Annotated in this window: 14 protein-coding genes and 1 pseudogene; 3 read left to right on the plus strand and 12 right to left on the minus strand. The window is 72.1% G+C overall.

Annotated features, from left to right (window positions below; all coding sequences use genetic code 11):
* Positions 1 to 4: 4 nt before the first annotated feature.
* Positions 5 to 718, minus strand: a complete 714-nt coding sequence (locus ACFV88_RS00130; RefSeq protein ID WP_385484066.1) for a M23 family metallopeptidase — start codon at positions 716 to 718, stop codon at positions 5 to 7.
* Between the two features lie 650 nt (positions 719 to 1368).
* Between ACFV88_RS00130 and ACFV88_RS00135 the strand changes: the two genes are divergently transcribed.
* A complete protein-coding gene (locus ACFV88_RS00135) occupies positions 1369 to 4320 on the plus strand; it encodes an NACHT domain-containing protein (RefSeq protein ID WP_385484069.1) in 2952 nt (983 codons plus the stop codon).
* A 45-nt stretch (positions 4321 to 4365) separates the two neighbouring features.
* Here the strand turns inward: ACFV88_RS00135 and ACFV88_RS00140 are convergent, their stop codons facing one another.
* Complete coding sequence (locus ACFV88_RS00140; RefSeq protein WP_385484071.1) at positions 4366 to 6894, minus strand: ATP-dependent Clp protease ATP-binding subunit; 2529 nt, start codon at positions 6892 to 6894, stop codon at positions 4366 to 4368.
* A gap of 432 nt (positions 6895 to 7326) precedes the next feature.
* Between ACFV88_RS00140 and ACFV88_RS00145 the strand changes: the two genes are divergently transcribed.
* Positions 7327 to 7968 carry an SCO3374 family protein gene (locus ACFV88_RS00145; protein ID WP_385484074.1) on the plus strand — a complete coding sequence of 214 codons (642 nt, stop codon included), beginning with the start codon at positions 7327 to 7329 and terminating at the stop codon, positions 7966 to 7968.
* On the opposite strand, the gene ACFV88_RS00150 is transcribed toward ACFV88_RS00145, so the two are convergent.
* From ACFV88_RS00150 to ACFV88_RS00195, 10 genes and pseudogenes are all read right to left on the minus strand, one after another.
* Positions 7941 to 8282, minus strand: a complete 342-nt coding sequence (locus ACFV88_RS00150) for an Lsr2 family protein (protein ID WP_385484077.1) — start codon at positions 8280 to 8282, stop codon at positions 7941 to 7943. The two genes, ACFV88_RS00145 and ACFV88_RS00150, sit on opposite strands and share 28 nt — an antisense overlap.
* Before the next feature lie 239 nt (positions 8283 to 8521).
* Positions 8522 to 9109 carry an amino-acid N-acetyltransferase gene (locus ACFV88_RS00155; protein ID WP_385484080.1) on the minus strand — a complete coding sequence of 196 codons (588 nt, stop codon included), beginning with the start codon at positions 9107 to 9109 and terminating at the stop codon, positions 8522 to 8524.
* 9 nt (positions 9110 to 9118) lie between these two features.
* Positions 9119 to 9610: a BlaI/MecI/CopY family transcriptional regulator gene (locus tag ACFV88_RS00160; RefSeq protein ID WP_385484083.1), complete on the minus strand. Its 492-nt coding sequence runs from the start codon at positions 9608 to 9610 to the stop codon at positions 9119 to 9121.
* A 162-nt stretch (positions 9611 to 9772) separates the two neighbouring features.
* Positions 9773 to 9958, minus strand: a complete 186-nt coding sequence (locus ACFV88_RS00165; protein WP_385484086.1) for a hypothetical protein — start codon at positions 9956 to 9958, stop codon at positions 9773 to 9775.
* A gap of 19 nt (positions 9959 to 9977) precedes the next feature.
* Positions 9978 to 10706, minus strand: coding sequence for a hypothetical protein (locus ACFV88_RS00170; protein WP_385484089.1), 729 nt, complete (start codon positions 10704 to 10706; stop codon positions 9978 to 9980).
* A 496-nt stretch (positions 10707 to 11202) separates the two neighbouring features.
* The gene (locus ACFV88_RS00175; protein WP_385484092.1) at positions 11203 to 12000 is read right to left on the minus strand and encodes a type III pantothenate kinase; all 798 of its coding nucleotides are present in this window, start codon (positions 11998 to 12000) and stop codon (positions 11203 to 11205) included.
* 4 nt (positions 12001 to 12004) lie between these two features.
* Entirely contained in the window at positions 12005 to 13024 is a 1020-nt protein-coding gene (nadC, locus tag ACFV88_RS00180) for a carboxylating nicotinate-nucleotide diphosphorylase (protein ID WP_385484095.1), read from the minus strand.
* 167 nt (positions 13025 to 13191) lie between these two features.
* Positions 13192 to 14910, minus strand: a pseudogene (locus tag ACFV88_RS00185) (L-aspartate oxidase); the annotation flags it as partial.
* Positions 14907 to 15953, minus strand: coding sequence for a pantoate--beta-alanine ligase (gene panC / locus ACFV88_RS00190; protein ID WP_385484098.1), 1047 nt, complete (start codon positions 15951 to 15953; stop codon positions 14907 to 14909). The gene panC and the pseudogene ACFV88_RS00185, both read right to left, overlap by 4 nt.
* The gene (locus ACFV88_RS00195; protein WP_385484101.1) at positions 15950 to 16879 is read right to left on the minus strand and encodes a Rossmann-like and DUF2520 domain-containing protein; all 930 of its coding nucleotides are present in this window, start codon (positions 16877 to 16879) and stop codon (positions 15950 to 15952) included. Before ACFV88_RS00195 ends, panC begins: the two co-directional genes overlap by 4 nt.
* Before the next feature lie 818 nt (positions 16880 to 17697).
* On the opposite strand from ACFV88_RS00195, the gene ACFV88_RS00200 reads away from it, so the two are divergent.
* On the plus strand, positions 17698 to 18816 hold the full coding sequence (locus ACFV88_RS00200) for a DUF5937 family protein (RefSeq protein ID WP_385484104.1): 1119 nt from the start codon (positions 17698 to 17700) through the stop codon (positions 18814 to 18816).
* Positions 18817 to 18829 lie beyond the last annotated feature (13 nt).

Genomic DNA, 18829 nt, shown 5'->3' on the forward strand with positions numbered 1-18829 from the left:
CGGGTCAGAACGAGACGCCGACACCCTTGAGGAACGTGACCGGGTTGATCGCGGAACCGTAGTTCGCGGTGTTGCGGATCTCGAAGTGCAGATGCGGACCGCTGGAGTTGCCGGTGTTGCCGGACAGGGCGATCTGCTGACCGGCGCTGACCTTCTGGCCGATCTGCACGTTGACCTTCGACAGGTGCGCGTACTGCGAGTACTTGCCGTTGTTGTGCTTGATCACGACGGCGTTGCCGTACGCGGGACCGTCGCCACCGCCGTTGGGGCCCGCCTTGACGACGGTGCCGCCGCTGATGGAGTTCACGGGGGTGCCGGTCGGGACGGCGAAGTCCTGGCCGGAGTGCTTGCTGGCCCACATGCCGCCGGCCTGGGCGTAGCTCGCGGACAGCGCGTAGGAGCTGAGCGGCTTGACCCAGCCGGTGCTCTTCTGCGCGGCGACCGGCTTGGCGGTGACCGACTTCTTGGCCTTCGCGGCCTCGGCGGCCTTGGCCTGCGCCGCGGCGGTGGCCTTGGCGGCCTTCGCCTGGGCGGCGGCCTGGACCTTGACGGACTCGGCGACCGTGCTCGGGGCCGAGGTGACGGCGTGACCCGGGGTCGCAGCCGCCGCGACCCCGGCGCCCAGTGCGGCCGAGACTCCGACGCCGGCGACGACGGCGACCGTCCGGGTACGAATCAGGGACGAACCGGACTTGAGGGACGTGGCGAACTTAGACATACGGGAACCTCCGGATTGGGGGGACGTACGCGTCCTGAGGGAGCCGCGCGGGCCGCTGTGACGCTCTCGGGTGAGGCATCGGGACCGTGGGGTGCGCGATCTCGGACAGGTACGGGGTGACCCGGCGTACGTCGCTGTACCGACCGGGGTGCGATTCATTGGTAACCCGCCACCCCACATCGGTTCAAACCCCTCCACTACTAGGCGAACTCGTACATAAACGTCACACCGGAGGGGCCTTGACAGCGTTCACCCTGCGTCCCTTTTCAGGCGAAATGGGCCATAAAAAACCCTGAGGTGGGTGGTTTGGTGCAGTGGACCGCCTCAACGCCCGCCCTCCCGGGCCCCACCTCGCACACCCTCCGCCCACGCCCCGTGACCGCCCCGCCCCAGCCGTCCACCACCTCGGGCCACCCGCCGCGAACCATCCACTAATCCCCGTAGTACCGGGCAAAACGCCTGTGCCCCATGTCACCGGGAGGCAAGATCCAGCACCCCCCGAATGTGACCCGGGCTACTCTCGACCTGGCGTTCCGGGCACCGCTGCGGACGTCGAACCGGGCTCGGTCGGGGCCGATTCGGGGCGGCGGAGGTGACCCAGGGCACACGGGGACCACCAAGAGCACGGGAAAGACCACGGGGGAGACCGGATGGACCCATCGGTACTGGGCGCACGCCTCGCTTCCAGCGCGATCGCCCCCCTGGTCAAGAAGCTGTTCGTGACGGAGGGCCCCGGCGCGGGACTGGTCGACCAGCCGGTACGGCTCTCGGCCTACGTGTCCTTCCGGGGCGAACGGCGCACCCTCTCCGAAGCACAGCTGCACCGGCTCGCCGGCCGCCTGGTGCGCGAGGCCGTCACCTCACCCGGCGAACGCGCCTTCCCCGCCGACGAGGCGATTGTCATCGCCGACGCCCTCGCCACTACGCTGCTCGCCCTCGGTGACCTCGACATGGACGACGTCCAGGCCGTGCAACTCGGCCACCGCGAACTGGCGAAGACCCTGCGCACCCGGGCCGCCGAGGCCGCCGCCCCGCCCCCGGACCACCACCTGTCCGCCGACGCCGCGCTGTTCCTCTCCTCCGCCGTCGAGTGGGCTTGTCTGCACGTGCTGCACTTCTTCACCCAGCGCTCCACCTTCATCGCCCGCACCCTGGTGGCCCAGAGCCGCGTCCAGGCCGAGACCATCGCCAAACTGGACGAACTCATCACCCGCGCCCCCCGCCCCGACACGGTCCGGGCCGCCTTCGAACGCCGCTACCGCACCCACGTCGCCACCAAGCACAGCAAGCTCACCATCTACGGCATCGACCTCACCGCAACACCGGGCGCCTGGCCGCTGGACCTGGCGTACCTGAGCCTCACCTCCACCGAGGAGCCCGTCGAACCGCCGCGGTCCGGCGCCCTGGCCGACCACCTCACCGCCCCACGGCCCGCCACCACGCACCTCGCCGACCGGGTCCTCGCCACCCACTCCAAGGTCCTGTTGCGGGGCGTCGCGGGCTCCGGCAAGACCACGCTCGTCCAGTGGCTCGCCGTCTCCGCCACCCGCGCCGCCCCGGACGGCCCGCTGGCCCATCTGTACGACCTCGTGCCGTTCGTCCTTCCGCTGCGCACCCTCACCCGGCACGGCGAACGGCTCCCCGGCCCGGAACGCTTCCTCGACGCCATCGGCTCCCCGCTCGCCGGCGCCCAACCCCAGGGCTGGGCCGACCACGTCCTCACCAGCGGACGCGCACTCGTCCTCGTGGACGGCATCGACGAGGTCCCCGACGTCGAACGCGACCGCACCCGGACCTGGCTCGGCGACCTGGTCACTGCGTACCCCGGCAACCGCTGGCTGGTGACCTCCCGCCCCTCCGCCGTCCGGGAGGACTGGCTGGCCGACGAGGGCTTCACGGAGCTCACCCTCTCCCCCATGAGCCGCACCCACGTGGACTCCTTCATCCACCGCTGGCACTCCGCGGCCCGCCACGGCACCGACGCACCCACGACCGCCCTGCTCGACTCCTACGAACGGCAGTTGCTCACCGCCGTCACCACCAAACCCGACCTCGGCCGGCTGGCCACCAACCCGCTGATGTGCGGACTGATCTGCGCCCTGCACCGGGACCGCCGCGGCTACCTCCCGCACGGCCGCAAGGAGTTGTACGAGGCCGCCCTCGCGATGCTGCTCGCCCGACGGGACCGGGAGCGCGACGTCCTCACCACGGTCGGCCTGGAGCTGCGCCAGGAACCGCAGACCCAACTCCTGCAACGGCTCGCCTACTGGCTGATCCGCAACGGCCGCACCGAACTCGACCGGGACCGCGCCGAGGCCATCATCGGCGAGGCGCTGCCCGCCGTACCCGAAGCGGCGGCCCTCGGCGGCGCCCGCACCGTCTTCGCCCACCTCCTGCTGCGCAGCGGTCTGCTCCTCGAACCGTCCCCCGGCGCGGTGACCTTCGTGCACCGCACCTTCCAGGACTACTTGGGCGCCCGCCGGGCCGTCGAGGAGTGGGACATCGGGCTGCTGACCCGGCACGCCGCCGACGACCAGTGGGAGGACGTCATCCGCATGGCGGTGGGCCACGCCCGCCCCCGGGAACGCGCGGAGATCCTCGACGGCCTGGTGGCGGCGGGCGACCGGGCGGCCGAGAGCCGTGACCGCAGCCGCATCCACTTGCTGGCCGCCGCCTGCCTGGAACACGCGACGGAACTCGACCCCGCGGTGCGCGAACGGGTCGGGGAACGGTTGAACGCGCTCATTCCCCCGCCGAATCCGGAAGCCGCCCGAGAACTCGCCACGATCGGCCCGCTCGTCCTCGATCTGTTGCCCGGACCGGACGAACTGGGAGCGAAGGAATCCCGCATGGTGGTCATCACGGCGTCACGCATCGAGTCCGACGCCGCGATTCCCTTCCTCGCCCGCTACGCACACGACCCGTCCCTTTCCATACGGTCGCAACTCGCCTGGTCCTGGCACCGTTTCGACACGGCCCGCTACGCCAGGGACGTCATCGCCCGGCTCGACCCCGAAGAACTGTTCTTCACGGTGCAGAGCGCAGCCGAACTCCGCGCCCTGGGAGAACTCGGCGGACGTCCCCGGGTGCACCTGTGGGGAGGCATCGAACCGAATGCCGTCGCGGAGTACGTTTTCCGATATCGGCCGACGTCGGTGACCCTGGACGTCACCGAGTCCGTCGGCCGGGTCCCTTGGGCGTTGCTCCAGTCGATGGACGTCCGGGACGACCTCTGTTTGGGGCTCTTCCGCGACGCCGTGTCCCCGGGCGACTGGCGGGAAATGGCGAAGATCCGGCGGCTGACGGAACTCGTGGTGTGGATGCGGGAACTCGCCACGATCCCCGACGGGTTCGACCTGCCGGAACTCCAGGCGCTGACCCTGGTCGGCCGGCCCCCCGCGCACCCCCTCGACCTTTCGCTGTTTCCCGTCCGATTCCCCCGGCTCATGCTGCTGACGATTGACGCGGCCCACGGCGACGAAGTGCCGCTGCGCGGGCTGAGCGAACTACCGGACACGGTGAATGTGGTCCGCATTGAGGACCGGACCGGAGGCGAGGGAACGGACGTAGACCCGGAAAAGGGGTTGCCCCCGGACTCGTAGGTCCGGGGGCAACCCCTCAGCGTGTGCGGTCCGCGCGGGGCGGGGTCACGCTTCCTTGCTCAGGTTGGGGCCCGCGCCCCCACCGGCGGCCTGCTCGATCGGCGGGACGTCCGGCAGTGCGGTCTTCTCCTCGCCGCGGAAGGTGAAGGCGATCTCCTCGCCCTCGCCCTCGGTGTCGACGACCACGATGTGACCGGGGCGCAGCTCACCGAAGAGGATCTTCTCGGAGAGGATGTCCTCGATCTCCCGCTGGATGGTCCGGCGCAGCGGCCGGGCGCCCAGGACGGGGTCGTAGCCGCGCTTGGCGAGCAGGGACTTGGCGGTGGGGCTCAGTTCGAGGCCCATGTCGCGGTCCTTGAGGCGCTCGTCCACCTTGTCGATCATCAGATCCACGATCTGGATGATGTCTTCCTCGGTGAGCTGGTGGAAGACCACCGTGTCGTCGACACGGTTGAGGAACTCCGGGCGGAAGTGCTGCTTCAGCTCGTCGTTGACCTTGGCCTTCATGCGCTCGTACCCGGTCTTGACGTCGCCCTGGGCGGCGAAGCCCAGGTTGAAGCCCTTGGAGATGTCCCGGGTGCCGAGGTTGGTCGTCATGATGATGACGGTGTTCTTGAAGTCCACGACCCGGCCCTGGCTGTCGGTGAGACGGCCGTCCTCCAGGATCTGGAGCAGGGAGTTGAAGATGTCCGGGTGGGCCTTCTCGACCTCGTCGAACAGCACGACGGAGAACGGCTTGCGGCGCACCTTCTCGGTGAGCTGGCCGCCCTCTTCGTAGCCGACGTAGCCGGGGGGCGAGCCGAAGAGCCGCGAGACGGTGTGCTTCTCGCTGAACTCCGACATGTCGAGGGAGATCAGCGCGTCCTCGTCGCCGAACAGGAACTCCGCGAGGGTCTTCGACAGCTCGGTCTTGCCGACGCCGGAGGGGCCCGCGAAGATGAACGACCCACCGGGGCGCTTCGGGTCCTTCAGACCCGCCCGGGTGCGGCGGATCGCCTGCGAGAGCGCCTTGATGGCGTCCTTCTGGCCGATGACCCGCTTGTGGAGCTCGTCCTCCATGCGCAGCAGACGCGAGGACTCCTCCTCGGTCAGCTTGAAGACCGGGATGCCGGTGGCGGTCGCGAGGACCTCGGCGATCAGCTCGCCGTCGACCTCGGCCACGACGTCCATGTCGCCGGCCTTCCACTCCTTCTCGCGCTTGGCCTTCGCGGCGAGGAGCTGCTTCTCCTTGTCGCGCAGGGACGCGGCCTTCTCGAAGTCCTGCGAGTCGATCGCGGACTCCTTGTCGCGGCGGACGCCGGCGATCTTCTCGTCGAACTCGCGCAGGTCCGGCGGCGCGGTCATCCGACGGATGCGCATCCGGGAGCCGGCCTCGTCGATCAGGTCGATGGCCTTGTCCGGCAGGAAGCGGTCCGAGATGTACCGGTCGGCCAGCGTGGCGGCCTGGACCAGGGCGTCGTCCGTGATGGAGACGCGGTGGTGCGCCTCGTAGCGGTCGCGCAGACCCTTGAGGATCTCGATGGTGTGCGGGAGCGACGGCTCGGCGACCTGGATGGGCTGGAAGCGGCGCTCCAGGGCGGCGTCCTTCTCCAGGTGCTTGCGGTACTCGTCCAGCGTGGTGGCACCGATGGTCTGGAGTTCGCCGCGGGCCAGCATCGGCTTGAGGATGCTCGCCGCGTCGATGGCGCCCTCGGCGGCACCCGCACCGACGAGGGTGTGCAGCTCGTCGATGAAGAGGATGATGTCGCCGCGGGTGCGGATCTCCTTGAGGACCTTCTTCAGGCGCTCCTCGAAGTCACCGCGGTAGCGGGAGCCGGCGACCAGCGCGCCCAGGTCGAGGGTGTAGAGGTGCTTGTCCTTGAGGGTCTCGGGCACCTCGCCCTTGACGATGGCCTGCGCCAGTCCCTCGACGACGGCGGTCTTGCCGACGCCGGGCTCGCCGATGAGGACCGGGTTGTTCTTGGTGCGGCGGGACAGCACCTGCATGACCCGCTCGATCTCCTTCTCGCGCCCGATGACCGGGTCGAGCTTGGACTCCCGGGCGGCCTGCGTCAGGTTGCGACCGAACTGGTCCAGGACCAGGGACGTCGACGGGGTGCCCTCGGCGGGACCTCCGGCGGTGGCCGTCTCCTTGTTCTGGTAGCCGGACAGCAGCTGGATGACCTGCTGCCGCACCCGGTTCAGGTCGGCACCCAGCTTGACCAGGACCTGGGCGGCGACGCCCTCGCCCTCACGGATCAGGCCGAGCAGGATGTGCTCCGTGCCGATGTAGTTGTGGCCCAGCTGAAGGGCCTCGCGGAGCGACAGCTCCAGGACCTTCTTGGCACGGGGGGTGAAGGGGATGTGCCCGGACGGGGCCTGCTGGCCCTGGCCGATGATCTCCTCCACCTGCTGGCGGACCGCCTCAAGAGAAATCCCGAGGCTCTCCAGGGCCTTAGCGGCGACACCCTCACCCTCGTGGATCAGGCCCAGGAGGATGTGCTCAGTGCCGATGTAGTTGTGGTTGAGCATCCGGGCCTCTTCCTGAGCCAGGACGACAACCCGCCGCGCGCGGTCGGTGAACCTCTCGAACATCGTTAATCGCTCCTCAGAGCGGTCAGGCAGTGAAAGGGGTCGGTCCCCTCCCTGTCCTTCCGCAGCTTAGTCCCGCAAGCGGGGACCGCTCATTCCAACTGCCGACACCCGTGCGTGGCCTCCTGACCCCGAACGCCGACATCTGCTCCAACCCGATGGTGCGAGACGATGTTCCCGCAGGCCAGGCAGTTACCCCTACCATCAGTACGCCGATGGCGAACGGGGACCGCCCGGGCCTTGCGTGTCGCCCCTCCCCACTAGGGATGTCTTACCCGCACGTACGGACAGTCCATGCGGGGAGCCCCCCTCCCCTCCGCTACGGGCGAACAACCGCGCGGCGTGACCCCGGGTCGTGCGCACCGTTTCGGCCACCCTGGGCCGACCGGTGACCACGGTGCGTAACCACGGCCCTGCTGTGGCTGTTGTTCCGACATGGCTCCCACCGTTCCCCGCCCCCGACGTCCGCTCCCCGACGGCGGCGGGGTGCGCCAGTGGTACGAGAACGAGCTGGGCTGGCCGACGGTTCCCGGGGCCCCGCGGGGGGCCGGCGCCGGGCCGGGGGTGCTCCTGGTGACCGGAGTGCGCTTCGACGCCCTGGAGGTTCCGTCACGGGCGGCCCGCGCGGTGCTGGAGCGACTGGGCAGGGCGGCGGTGGGGCCGGTGGCCCGCTGCGGCCCGCGCACGCGGTTCCTGGTGGCCGCCGGCTCCGCCGAAGAGGTGCCGGGCCTGCTCGCCTGGCTGGAGTGGGGGGCGCTGGCCGGGGAACTGGGACTGGTGGCCGTCGGCGCGGGCCAATCGATCGAGGCGCCCCGGCCGCCGGGCTGGCCGGCGCCGGGCGGCGGCCCCGCAGGAGGGGCCACCTCATGGGTGCGGCCCCCCGAGCCGGGGCGGCCGGTGGAACCCTCGCTCCCGGCGCTACGCCCCCTCACGGCGCACCGTGTGCGAGGGAACGCGCGCGGGGGCGGTGGGGACGCCCCCGACCTCGTTCGGCTCGTGGACGCCGTGGCCAGCGAGTGCCTACGGCTCCGGTTGGGCCGAGCGCGTGATCAGCGGTGGGCGTCGTCGTACGCCTGACGGATGTTCGCCGGGACCCGGCCCCGGTCGTTGACCTCGTATCCGTTCTCCTTCGCCCAGGCACGGATCTGGGCCGTCTCCTGGCCGCTGCCCCCGGCCGCCGCGGCACGGGCCTTGCCCCGACCGCCCGCGGACCGGCCGCCGGTGCGGCGCCCACCCTTCACATACGCCTCCAGCAGGCCGCGCAGCTTGTCCGCGTTGGCCGTCGTGAGGTCGATCTCGTAGGTCTTGCCGTCCAGCGCGAACGTCACGGTCTCGTCGGCCTCGCCACCGTCGAGGTCGTCGACAAGAAGGACCTGAACCTTCTGTGCCACCGGATTTTCCTTTCATCGATAACGTGCGGGTCGGTCCCCGCGGCACCCGCCGCCGATTCGCCGTCCCTTGTTATATGCAGTACAGCAGTACGTCGGAAAGCAAACCGCTTTTGCTGGGAAAACACAAACCCCTAGGCGAGACCGCCCGGACCGATCGCTCCCGAGAAGCCTAGGAAACACACGCGTTTCGGACATAGGGCACCGCGGCGTGGACTGAGCGGAATACGATGTCCGGTCGCTCACAGATGCAGAAGCATCCGGCTGTTGCCCAAGGTGTTCGGTTTCACTCGTTCGAGTCCGAGGAACTCGGCGACGCCCTCATCATAGGAACGCAGCAGCTCGCCGTACACATCCGAGTCCACGGGCGCCTCACCGATCTCGACGAAGCCGTGCTTCGCGAAGAAGTCGACTTCGAAGGTGAGGCAGAAAACGCGCCGAACACCGAGCCAGCGGGCGGTCTGGAGCAGCTTCTCCAGCAGTTGATGGCCGACGCCCTCGCCCTTGAGCGCGGGGTTCACGGCAAGTGTGCGCACTTCCGCGAGGTCTTCCCACATCACGTGCAACGCCCCGCACGCGACGAGCTGGGCGTTGTCGTCGCGTTCCGCCACCCAGAACTCCTGGATGTCCTCGTAAAGCGTGACCGTGGCTTTGTCGAGGAGGATGCGCTTGTTGACGTAGACGTCAAGGAGTCGGCGCACCTCGGCGACATCACTGGTACGGGCCCGTCGGACGGTGACCGCTTTCCTGACGGGTGCGGGTGCCCCGGTGACCTCGGAATCTGGGACATTCGTCGGGACCGCCGGAACTCCGGGTTGCTCTGCTGGCATGAACGGACGCTATCGCCCGTCCTCCGCGTTCGACGCGGGGGGCTCGCCCTCGGGGCTCCGGGTCGGCTCGGCGGGCTTCCCCGCGTCGTTAGCCGTGTCGTGCGCGGGTTCGTTTCGCGGTGCGGGCGGGGGCGGGGTTTCGGGGCCCTGCACCATGCGTACGGCGTCGCTGAGGGCTTCGCGCTGTTCGGGCGACATCATGCCGAAGAACGCGACGAGGGCGGCGGCCGGATTGTCGCTCTGCGACCACGCCTCGTTCATCAGTGCGGCCGAGTAGGCGGCCCGGGTCGACACGGCCTCGTACCGATAGGCGCGCCCTTCGGCCTCGCGGCGCACCCAGCCCTTCTGGTGGAGGTTGTCGAGGACGGTCATCACGGTGGTGTACGCGATCGTGCGTTCCCGCTGGAGGTCTTCGAGGACTTCTCGCACGGTCACCGGACGGTTCCACTGCCAGACCCGCGTCATGACCGAGTCTTCGAGTTCTCCCAGGGGGCGAGGCACAGCTCGCACCATATCCGGATAATTCACCTGCGGCGCGACAAATCGCAGCTGTTCGGTGCGGTATCGCGAAAGGGGTGCGCCGCCGCGCGGGGTGCGCGCGGCGGCGGGTTCGGCGGGCCCGCGGTGCGGGGCTCCGCCGGGGCTCGGCTGCTCGGGTGGGCCTCAGGCGCTGTCGTCGCGGACCGCGGTCGACTGGCGGGCCCGCTCCGCCTGGCGGAGGGCGTAGTCGACGGCCGCGTCCTCCTTGGCCTTCTTGTCGCCCCCCTGGGTCTTCACGATCGTCACGATGAGCGCGGTGAAGAACACGGCCATCACCGTGGGGGGCAGCAGCGCGGAGACGTAGTCCATGGGGTCAGGGTAGCGAGCGCTATCCGGCCGCCCGTTGCTGGGGCGGTTCGGCGGGCGGCGCCGGATCGGGCGCGGGGGTCCCGCCGGGCTTTCCCGGGGCCGCGGGGCGCCGGCGCGGCGGGAACACCTCGGCCGGGGTGGGCACCGGGCGGTGCGGCGCCGCGGGGTCGGCCGGGCCGGCCGGTTTGGGCCGCTCGGCGGGGGTGTCCCCGCTCGCGGCGCGCGGGGCGACCAGCCCGCCGGGCAGGGCGGTCAGCCGGGCCCGGGAGGCCGGGAGGACGGCCACCGCGGTGCCGCCGGAGCGACCGGCGGGCGCGTACACCGGAGCGGCCGGCACCGGCACCGTCCGGGCGGCGAGGTGGACCCGCACCGCGCGCTCGGCGAGGACCCGACAGCGTTCCAGGAGCGCCGCGGCAACCGGGCTGCCCCGGAGCGCACGCAGGGCGGCGAGGTCGTCCGGGACGGGCTGGTACCCGACCGCGAGCACCTCCTCAAGGAGCGTGAGGTAGCCGCTGGTGGTGCCGGGCAGGGCGGCCCGGTAGCGGGTCAGGTCGGCGATCAGGAAGGCGCGCAGCCGGGCGCTCTCGTGCAGTGCCTCGTCCACCGATTCGGCGAGGCGGAGGGAGTCCTGGACGTCCTCGGCGGATACGGGCCGGGGGTGAACGGCGAGGGCGAGGGCACGGCGGAGCACACGTAGCTCCTTGGCGCTGAACGCCAGGCCGCCGCAAGATCCGTAGGGCGTGGGCATGGGGTGACGATACGCGCTAATCAGACAAAACTCGCCTTTTGTCAGCGTGTCTCGTTCCTCCGGTGCGATCCGCTGCGCGCGTGCGGTGTCCAGTTGGGTGCGATCCGCTGCGCGTGCGGTGTCCAGTTAGGTGCGCTGTTGTTTCGCGCAGTTCCCCGCGCCCCTGATCAGGTGCGATCCGCTCGCCGTGCGCTGTTCTGCGCGGTGCGCTGCGGGTTTGCGCAGTTCCCCGCGCCCCCTATCGGGTGCGACCTGCTCGGCGTGCGCAGTTCCCCGCGCCCCTGTCGGGGCGCTCCTGGTGGGGGCAGCTGCGGGCGGACGTGCTCGGCCCGATGGACAGGGGCGCGGGGAACTGCGCGAAGCACCAGCGCACCCCGCTGAACAAGGCACGTACAGCGGAACGCACCGGATCAGGGGCGCGGGGAACTGCGCGGGTGACCGCAGCGCACCGCACGGAACAGCGGACGCGCACCGGGACGTACAGGCCAGCGCGGCGTTACATGCGGGCTACGTTGCGTTCATAGACGAGACGGAGCCCGATCAGCGTCAACCAGGGCTCGTGCTCGTCGATGACGGACGCCTCCCCGAGCACCATCGGCGCAAGCCCCCCCGTGGCGATGACGGTGACGTCGGAGGGATCGGGCGCCAACTCCCGCGCCATCCGCGTGACGACCCCGTCGACCTGCCCGGCGAAGCCGTACAGGATGCCCGACTGCATGGCCTCCACCGTGTTCTTGCCGATCACGCTGCGCGGCCTGGCCAGCTCGATCTTGCGCAGCTGCGCACCGCGCACCCCGAGCGCCTCCACGGAGATCTCGATGCCCGGGGCGATCACCCCGCCGGTGTACTCCCCGCGCGCGGACACCGCGTCGAAGGTCGTTGCCGTACCGAAGTCCACGACGATCGCGGGCCCGCCGTACAGGTCGACCGCGGCGACCGCGTTGATGATGCGGTCGGCGCCGACCTCCTTGGGGTTGTCCATGAGGATCGGCACCCCGGTCTTGATGCCCGGCTCCACCAGGACGGCCGGGACGTCCCCGTAGTAGCGCCGGGTGACCTCGCGCAGCTCGTGCAGCACCGACGGCACCGTGGAACAGATGGCGATGCCGTCGATGCCCTCGCCCAACTCCATCCCGAGCAGCGGGTGCATGCCCATGAGTCCCTGGAGCAGGACGGCGAGTTCGTCGGCGGTGCGGCGGGCGTCGGTGGAGATGCGCCAGTGCTCGACGATCTCCTCACCGTCGAACAGCCCGAGCACGGTGTGGGTGTTGCCCACGTCGATCGTCAGCAGCATGGGGTCACTCCGCTCCACCGTCGTGCGTCCGGGGCGCGGGCGCCGCCTCGCGCAGGTCCAGGCCGATGTCCAGGATCGGCGAGGAGTGGGTGAGCGCGCCCACCGCGAGGAAGTCGACTCCGGTGTCCGCGTACGCGCGGGCGTTGGCGAGGGTGAGGCGGCCGGAGGACTCCAACAGCGCGCGGCCCTTCACCAGGGCGACGGCCTCCGCGGTCTCGGTGGGCGTGAAGTTGTCCAGCAGGATCAGGTCGGCGCCCGCGTCGACGACCTCCCGCAGCTGGTGCAGGGTGTCCACCTCGACCTCGACGGGCACCTCGGGGAACGCCTCGCGGACCCGGGCGAACGCCTGGGCGACCCCGCCGGCGGCGACCACGTGGTTGTCCTTGACCAGGGCCGCGTCCGACAGCGACATCCGGTGGTTGACGCCGCCGCCGCAGCGGACCGCGAACTTCTCCAGGGACCGCAGCCCGGGCGTGGTCTTGCGGGTGTCGCGGACCTGCGCGCCGCTGCCCTCCAGGACGTCGGCCCACGCGCGCGTCGCGGTCGCGATGCCGGACAGCCGGCACAGCAGGTTCAGCGCGCTGCGCTCGGCGGTGAGCAGGTCGCGGGTGCGGGAGGTGACGCTGAGCAGCGGCTGCCCGGCGGTCACCCGGTCGCCGTCCTCGACGTGCCGTTCGACCTCGAACTCGTCGGTGCAGACGATGGACAGCACCGCCTCGGCGATCCGCAGCCCGGCCACCGTGCCCGCCTCGCGGGCGGTGAAGTCGGCGGTCGCGACGGCGTCCTCCGGGATGGTCGCCACGGTCGTGACGTCGACCCCGCCGTCCAGGTCCTCCTCGACGGCCAGGTGGGCGATGTCCTCGACCTCGACCGGATCGAGTCCGGCGGCGGCCAGCAGGGCGGCGAGCGCCGGGTCGAGACCGCACTCGGCGGCCTCCTCGTACGCACCGTCGGCGGGCGCACCGCAGCCGCAGCCGTCGCCGCAGCCGGCTTCGGGGACGAGGGGAAGGTGGGTGTCGCTCACGGCTCAGTGCTCCTGGGGACGGCGGTCGGGCGGTCGGCGGTACGGGTGCCGCGGGGCGCCCCTGGGGAGCCGTCAGCCGGTGCGGGCGCGGCGCCAGCGTACGCGCCCGGGCGGGTCCGGTCGTCGGCGGGCCCGGGGGCGGCGGCGGTCGATGCGGTGACCTCGACGGTCGGGGGGAAGTCCGCCGCGGGCGTCGTACCGAGCACCAGCGCACGGTCGGGGGCGAGCGTGACGACGATGTGGCGGCGCCACTGCGCGTCGTCGGGCCCGGCGTGGTCCTCGCGCCAGTGGCAGCCGCGGGTCTCCTCGCGGCGCAGGGCGGCGGCGACGAGGACCCGCGCCACGCACAGCAGGTTGGTGGTCTCCCAGGTGTCCACGCCGGGTTCGGCGGTCTTGCCGTGCTCCGCCAACGCGTCCCGCGCGGCGGTGTGCAGGTCCTGGAGCCCGCGGGCCGCCCGGGCGAGGGAGTCCCCGGAGCGCAGCACCCCGGCGCCGTCGGTCATGATCCGCTGGATGCGGAACCGGTCCTCCGCGGCCAGCAGGGGGTGCGCGGGCGCCGGCGGGTGCTCGACCGGCTCCGGTGCGTGCTCCGGTCCCCGGGGACGGCGATCGGCGCTGACGATGGCGGCGGCGATGCGTTCCGCGTAGACGAGTCCTTCGAGCAGCGAGTTGGAGGCCAGCCGGTTGGCGCCGTGCACGCCGGTGCAGGCGACCTCCCCGCAGGCGTAGAGGCCGGGGACGGTGGTGCGGCCGTCGGCGTCGGTGCGCACGCCCCCGGAGGCGTAGTGCGCGGCGGGTGCGACCGGGACCGGTTCGGTGACCGGGTCGAGGCCGTGCGCCCGGCAGGCGGCGAGGATGGTCGGGAAGCGGTGCTCCCACATCTCGGCGCCGAAGTGCCGGGCGTCCAGGTACATGTGTGCGGCGCCCTGTTCGCGCATGCGGCGCATGATGCCCTTGGCGACGACGTCCCGGGGCGCCAGTTCGGCGAGTTCGTGCTGCCCCACCATGAAGCGCACCCCGTCGGCGTCGACCAGGTGGGCGCCCTCGCCGCGGACCGCCTCGGAGACCAGCGGCTGCTGGCCCTCCGCGTCCGCGCCGAGGAAGAGGACCGTGGGGTGGAACTGGACGAACTCCAGGTCGCTGACCTCGGCGCCGGCCCGCAGCGCCAGGGCGACGCCGTCGCCGGTGGACACGGCCGGGTTGGTGGTCGCGGCGAACACCTGGCCCATGCCGCCGGTGGCGAGCACCACGTGCGGGGCGTGGACGGCGCCCACCCCGTCGTGCTGACCCTCGCCCATCACGTGCAGGGTGACGCCCGCTGCCCGGCCCGCGGCATCGGTCAGCAGATCCAGGACCAGGGCGTTCTCGACGGTGGGTATCCCCCGGGCGCGGACCGCGTCCACCAGGGCGCGGGAGATCTCCACGCCGGTGGCGTCACCGCCGGCGTGGGCGATCCGGCGGCGGTGGTGGCCGCCCTCCCGGGTGAGCGCCAGGCCGCCGTCCTCGGACTCGTCGAAGCGGGCGCCGGTGTCGATGAGCCGGTGCACGGCGTCCGGGCCCTCGGTGACCAGCAGCCGTACGGCGTCCTCGTCGCAGAGTCCGGCGCCGGCGACGAGGGTGTCGTCGAGGTGCTGGCGCGGGGTGTCGCCCTCGCCGAGGGCCGCCGCTATGCCGCCCTGCGCCCAGCGGGTGGAACCGTCGTCCAGCCGGGCCTTGGTGACGACGACGGTCTCCAGGCCGGCGGCGGCGCAGCGCAGTGCGGCGGTCAGCCCGGCCACTCCGGAGCCCACGACGACGACGTCGGCGGTGAGCGACCAGCCGGGGGCGGGCGCGTGCAGGCGGATGCCGGTGCTCCGGTCGGGGCGGGACGGTGCTGCGCGGGTCACGAGACGGCTCCCGGGAGGTCGGACGCGCCGGCGGACGCGGGCGTGCCGAAGGCGAGGGGCAGATTGTCGATGAGACGGGTCGAGCCGACCCGGGCGGCGACCGCGAGCACGGCATCGCCGGTGTGGTCGTCGGGGACCTCCATGAAGTCGGAGGGGTCCACCAGCGCCAGGTAGTCGAGGACGAGCGGCGGGTCCAGACGGCTCGCGGCGTCCAGGCACTGGCGGGCGGCGGCCCGCACGGCGGCGGGCCCGCCCGGGGCGACCCCGGCGACGGCGTGCGCATCGGCCGCCGCACGGGCCTCGCCCAGGGCGTCCAGTGCTTCGGCCCGGGCGCGGCTGCTCGGCGCGAGCGCGGCCCGGGCCCGCAGTGCCTCCTGGGCCGCGTGCCGGTCCCGGCCCGCGAACAGGGCCTTCGACAGGGACAGCGCGGTACGCCGTTCGGCGGCGGAGAGGTAACGGTTGCGGCTGGAGCGCGCGAGACCGTCCTCCTCGCGGACGGTGGGCACGGCCACGACGTCCACCCCGAAGTTCAGGTCCCCCACCATGCGCCGGATCACGGCGAGCTGCTGGGCGTCCTTCTGCCCGAACAGGGCCAGGTCGGGGCGGGTGAGGTGGAGGAGCTTGGCGACGACGGTGAGCACGCCGTCGAAGTGGCCGGGGCGACAGGCGCCCTCCAGCCGCTCGCCCATCGGGCCGGCGGTGATCCGCACCTGGGGCTCGCCGCCCGGGTAGACCTCGTCGGTGCCGGGGGCGAAGACCAGGTCGGCACCCGCCCGCCCGGCGAGCTCCACATCGGCGTCCAGGGTGCGCGGATAGCGGTCGAGGTCCTCGCCGGCACCGAACTGGAGGGGGTTCACGAAGACGGTGACGACGACCTCGCCGTCCGTGCCGACCTGTCGGCGGGCGGTGCGGATCAGCTCCGCGTGGCCCGGGTGGAGGGCGCCCATCGTCATGACGACGGCACGGCGGGCGGCGGGCGCCGCACCGGGCCCGGTGACCGGCCCGTGCAGCTCGGCGGCGGTGTGCAGCAGCCTGACGGTCATGGGGCGGTGCCTTCCGTGGGGCCCGGCTCACCCGCGAGGACGTCGAGGAGGTCCTCGGCGAGTTCGGGCTTCAACAGTCCGTGGGCGAGCGCCCGGTCGGCCGTGGCGCGCGCCATCGCCAGGTACCCGGCGACGGCGCCGGGCGCGTGCGCGCGCAACTGGGCGACGTGCGCGGCGACCGTACCGGCGTCCCCGCGGGCGACGGGCCCGGTCAGCGCAGCGTCGCCGGAGCGCAGGGCGTTGTCCAGGGCGGCGCCCAGGAGGGGGCCGAGCATCCGGTCGGGGGCCGCGACGCCCGCCGTCCGCAGCAGGTCCATGGCCTGGGCGACCAGGGTGACCAGGTGGTTCGCGCCGAGGGCGAGGGCCGCGTGGTACAGCGGCCGGGACTCCTCGGCGATCCACTCCGGTTCGCCGCCCATCTCGATCACCAGCGCCTCGGCGGCGAGCCTCAGCGCCTCGGGCGCGGTGACCCCGAACGAACAGCCGGCCAGGCGCTGCACGTCCACGGGGGTGCCCGTGAAGGTCATCACCGGGTGCAGGGCCAGCGGCAGCGCACCGGCGCGCAGCGCGGGGTCGAGAACCTTCACGCCGTACCGGCCGGAGGTGTGCGCGATCAGCTGGCCGGGGCGGACCGCGCCGGTGTCCGCGAGTCCTTCGACGAGGCCGGGCAGGGCGTCGTCGGGGACCGTCAGCAGGACGAGTTCCGCGCGGGCCAGCACTTCCTCGGGGGTGACCAGCGGTACGTCGGGGAGCATGTGTGCGGCGCGGCGCACCGAGGTCTCGGAGACGCCGGACACGGCCACCGGGCGGTGGCCGGCGAGTTGCAGCGAGGCGGCCAGGGCGGGGCCCACGCGGCCCGCTCCCACGACGCCGACGGTGAGGCGGGCGGGGCGGTCCCTGGGGTCGGGGGGGTGGAGCGCGTTCACTCGGTGACGACCTTCCGTTCCAGTCCGCTCGGGGTACCGGACGACTTGTCGTCATGCTAACTGTGGTTCTTGGGCGGCTGCTGTGCGATGTTTCGCGGGGGCGCTGTGGTTGCCCGTGCGGTTTCGCGGGGGCGCTGGATCGGTGCGATCCGCTCGGCGTGCGCTGCTCTGCGCGGTGCGCTGATGATTTCGCGCAGTTCCCCGCGCCCCTGATCCGGTGCGATCCGCTGCGCGTGCGTTGTTCTGTGGGGTGCGATGTTGCTTTGCGCAGTTCCCCGCGCCCCTATCCGTCGTGGCTCATGTCCGTCTGGCAGGGCCGCACCCGCGGGAGACCGCACCCGAGATCAGGGGCGCGGGGAACTGCGCAACACCACAGCGCAGCCCGGCTGAACAGAACACGCCCAGCGGAACGCACCTGATCAGGGGCGCGGGGAACTGCGCGAAAGCGGGGCGCACTGTGCAGGGCAGCGGGCGGGAGCGGGACGTAGCGGGTCAGCGCGCCGTGCGGAACAGGGTGCGCCACCAGCGACCCCGAGCCGGCCGCCCCCGACGCAAACGGGAGAATTCGCGGAACTCCCCAAGAGTCCGCCAGTCGTGGCGCCCCGGCGCCGGAGGCAACGGCTCCCCCCGCCGCCGAGCCCGGTACAGGTCCAACGCGTACTGCTGAGTGAGGCTCATGCGTACCCCTCGGTTCGTAGGTGGATCGGCCGGGCCGAACTCCCACGAGCGTGCGGCGGGCACCGTCACCCGGTCACGCCGATTGACGCCGGCCGTCAATCGGCGCGGGCCCCGGCCGCAACCGGGTGCACCATGGCTCCATGAGCGTGCGCATCCACATCGCGGGCCTACCGCCCGAACGGATCGTCTTCGAGCCGTCCCCCCTCGCGGAGCTGGGCCTCGCGCTGCACGCCCTCGCGGAGCCGGGTCACCACCCGGGCCTGCACGGCTGGGCCACCGCGACCTCCGCGTCCCTGAAGCCGGACCTGGCAGACCGCCTGTGCGAGGCGGACTTCCTGTGGCGGACGACGTTCTCGGACGTCTTCATGGCCTTCGCGGGGCTGCGCGGTCACCACGGCCGGCCGGCGGCGACCCTCGCCGAGGAGCTGGACGTGCTCGACCGGTTGGACGACGAGCGGTTCGTGAACGCCGCACTGGAGTTCACCTGCAACCAGACCTACGACCAGGGCCGGCCGTCCCCGCTGACCGACCCCGCGGTCGCCGCCGAGTCCCTGGAGCTGGCCGCCACCCGGGGCCCGCGCCAGACCGACTTCACCCGACGCCTCCTGGCGGACCCGGGAGCCGTGCGCGCCTGGTTGCGCCGCCTCATCGAGGACTGCGAGGAGGCGTTCTTCGCCGACACCTGGCGCCGCGTCCAGGGGCAACTGGCCGCCGACGCCCGACACAAGACGGAACTGCTGCGCCGCAAGGGACTCGTGGAGGCGCTCACCGCGGTCTCCCCCGCCCTGTCGGTCGACGAGGACCGCCGGTACGTCTTCCTCGACAAGCTGGCGCAGGGCTCCACCACCGCCGTGGACCCCGCGGTCGGCACCGGACTGGTGCTCGTCCCCTCGTACTTCGGCTGGCCGCACCTGCTGGCGCTGCACGCCCCGGGCTGGCGGCCGGTCATCCAGTACCCGGTGGCGACCGCGGAGCTGCCCGCGCCCGCCTCCGTGGAGCTGCTGGAACGCCGGCTGGAGGCACTGGCGCATCCGGTGCGGCTCCGGCTGTGCCGCAACATCGCCCGTTCCCCGTACACCACGGGTGAGCTGGCGCACGCCCTGGGCATCAGTGCCCCCGAGGTGTCGCGGCATCTCTCGGTGTTGAAGAAGGCCGGGCTGGTCAGCCCCCGTCGGCGCGGTCGCTACGTGCTGCACCAGCTCGACGTGACGGTGGTGGCCCGGCTGGGGGCGGACCTCCTGGAGGGCATCCTGCGCTGACCGGCCGCCACCG

The organism is Streptomyces sp. NPDC059816 (assembly GCF_042732055.1).
GTDB lineage: Bacteria > Actinomycetota > Actinomycetes > Streptomycetales > Streptomycetaceae > Streptomyces.

Bases quoted from the DNA above. Each gene is read 5' to 3' on its own strand.
- ACFV88_RS00170 (WP_385484089.1), bottom strand. From the start codon at position 10,706: ATGCCCACGCCCTACGGATCTTGCGGCGGCCTGGCGTTCAGCGCCAAG.
- ACFV88_RS00155 (WP_385484080.1), bottom strand. From the start codon at position 9,109: ATGCCAGCAGAGCAACCCGGAGTTCCGGCGGTCCCGACGAATGTCCCA.
- panC (WP_385484098.1), bottom strand. From the start codon at position 15,953: ATGACCGTCAGGCTGCTGCACACCGCCGCCGAGCTGCACGGGCCGGTC.
- ACFV88_RS00135 (WP_385484069.1), top strand. From the start codon at position 1,369: ATGGACCCATCGGTACTGGGCGCACGCCTCGCTTCCAGCGCGATCGCC.
- ACFV88_RS00130 (WP_385484066.1), bottom strand. From the start codon at position 718: ATGTCTAAGTTCGCCACGTCCCTCAAGTCCGGTTCGTCCCTGATTCGT.
- ACFV88_RS00145 (WP_385484074.1), top strand. From the start codon at position 7,327: ATGGCTCCCACCGTTCCCCGCCCCCGACGTCCGCTCCCCGACGGCGGC.
- ACFV88_RS00200 (WP_385484104.1), top strand. From the start codon at position 17,698: ATGAGCGTGCGCATCCACATCGCGGGCCTACCGCCCGAACGGATCGTC.
- ACFV88_RS00175 (WP_385484092.1), bottom strand. From the start codon at position 12,000: ATGCTGCTGACGATCGACGTGGGCAACACCCACACCGTGCTCGGGCTG.
- ACFV88_RS00165 (WP_385484086.1), bottom strand. From the start codon at position 9,958: ATGGACTACGTCTCCGCGCTGCTGCCCCCCACGGTGATGGCCGTGTTC.
- ACFV88_RS00140 (WP_385484071.1), bottom strand. From the start codon at position 6,894: ATGTTCGAGAGGTTCACCGACCGCGCGCGGCGGGTTGTCGTCCTGGCT.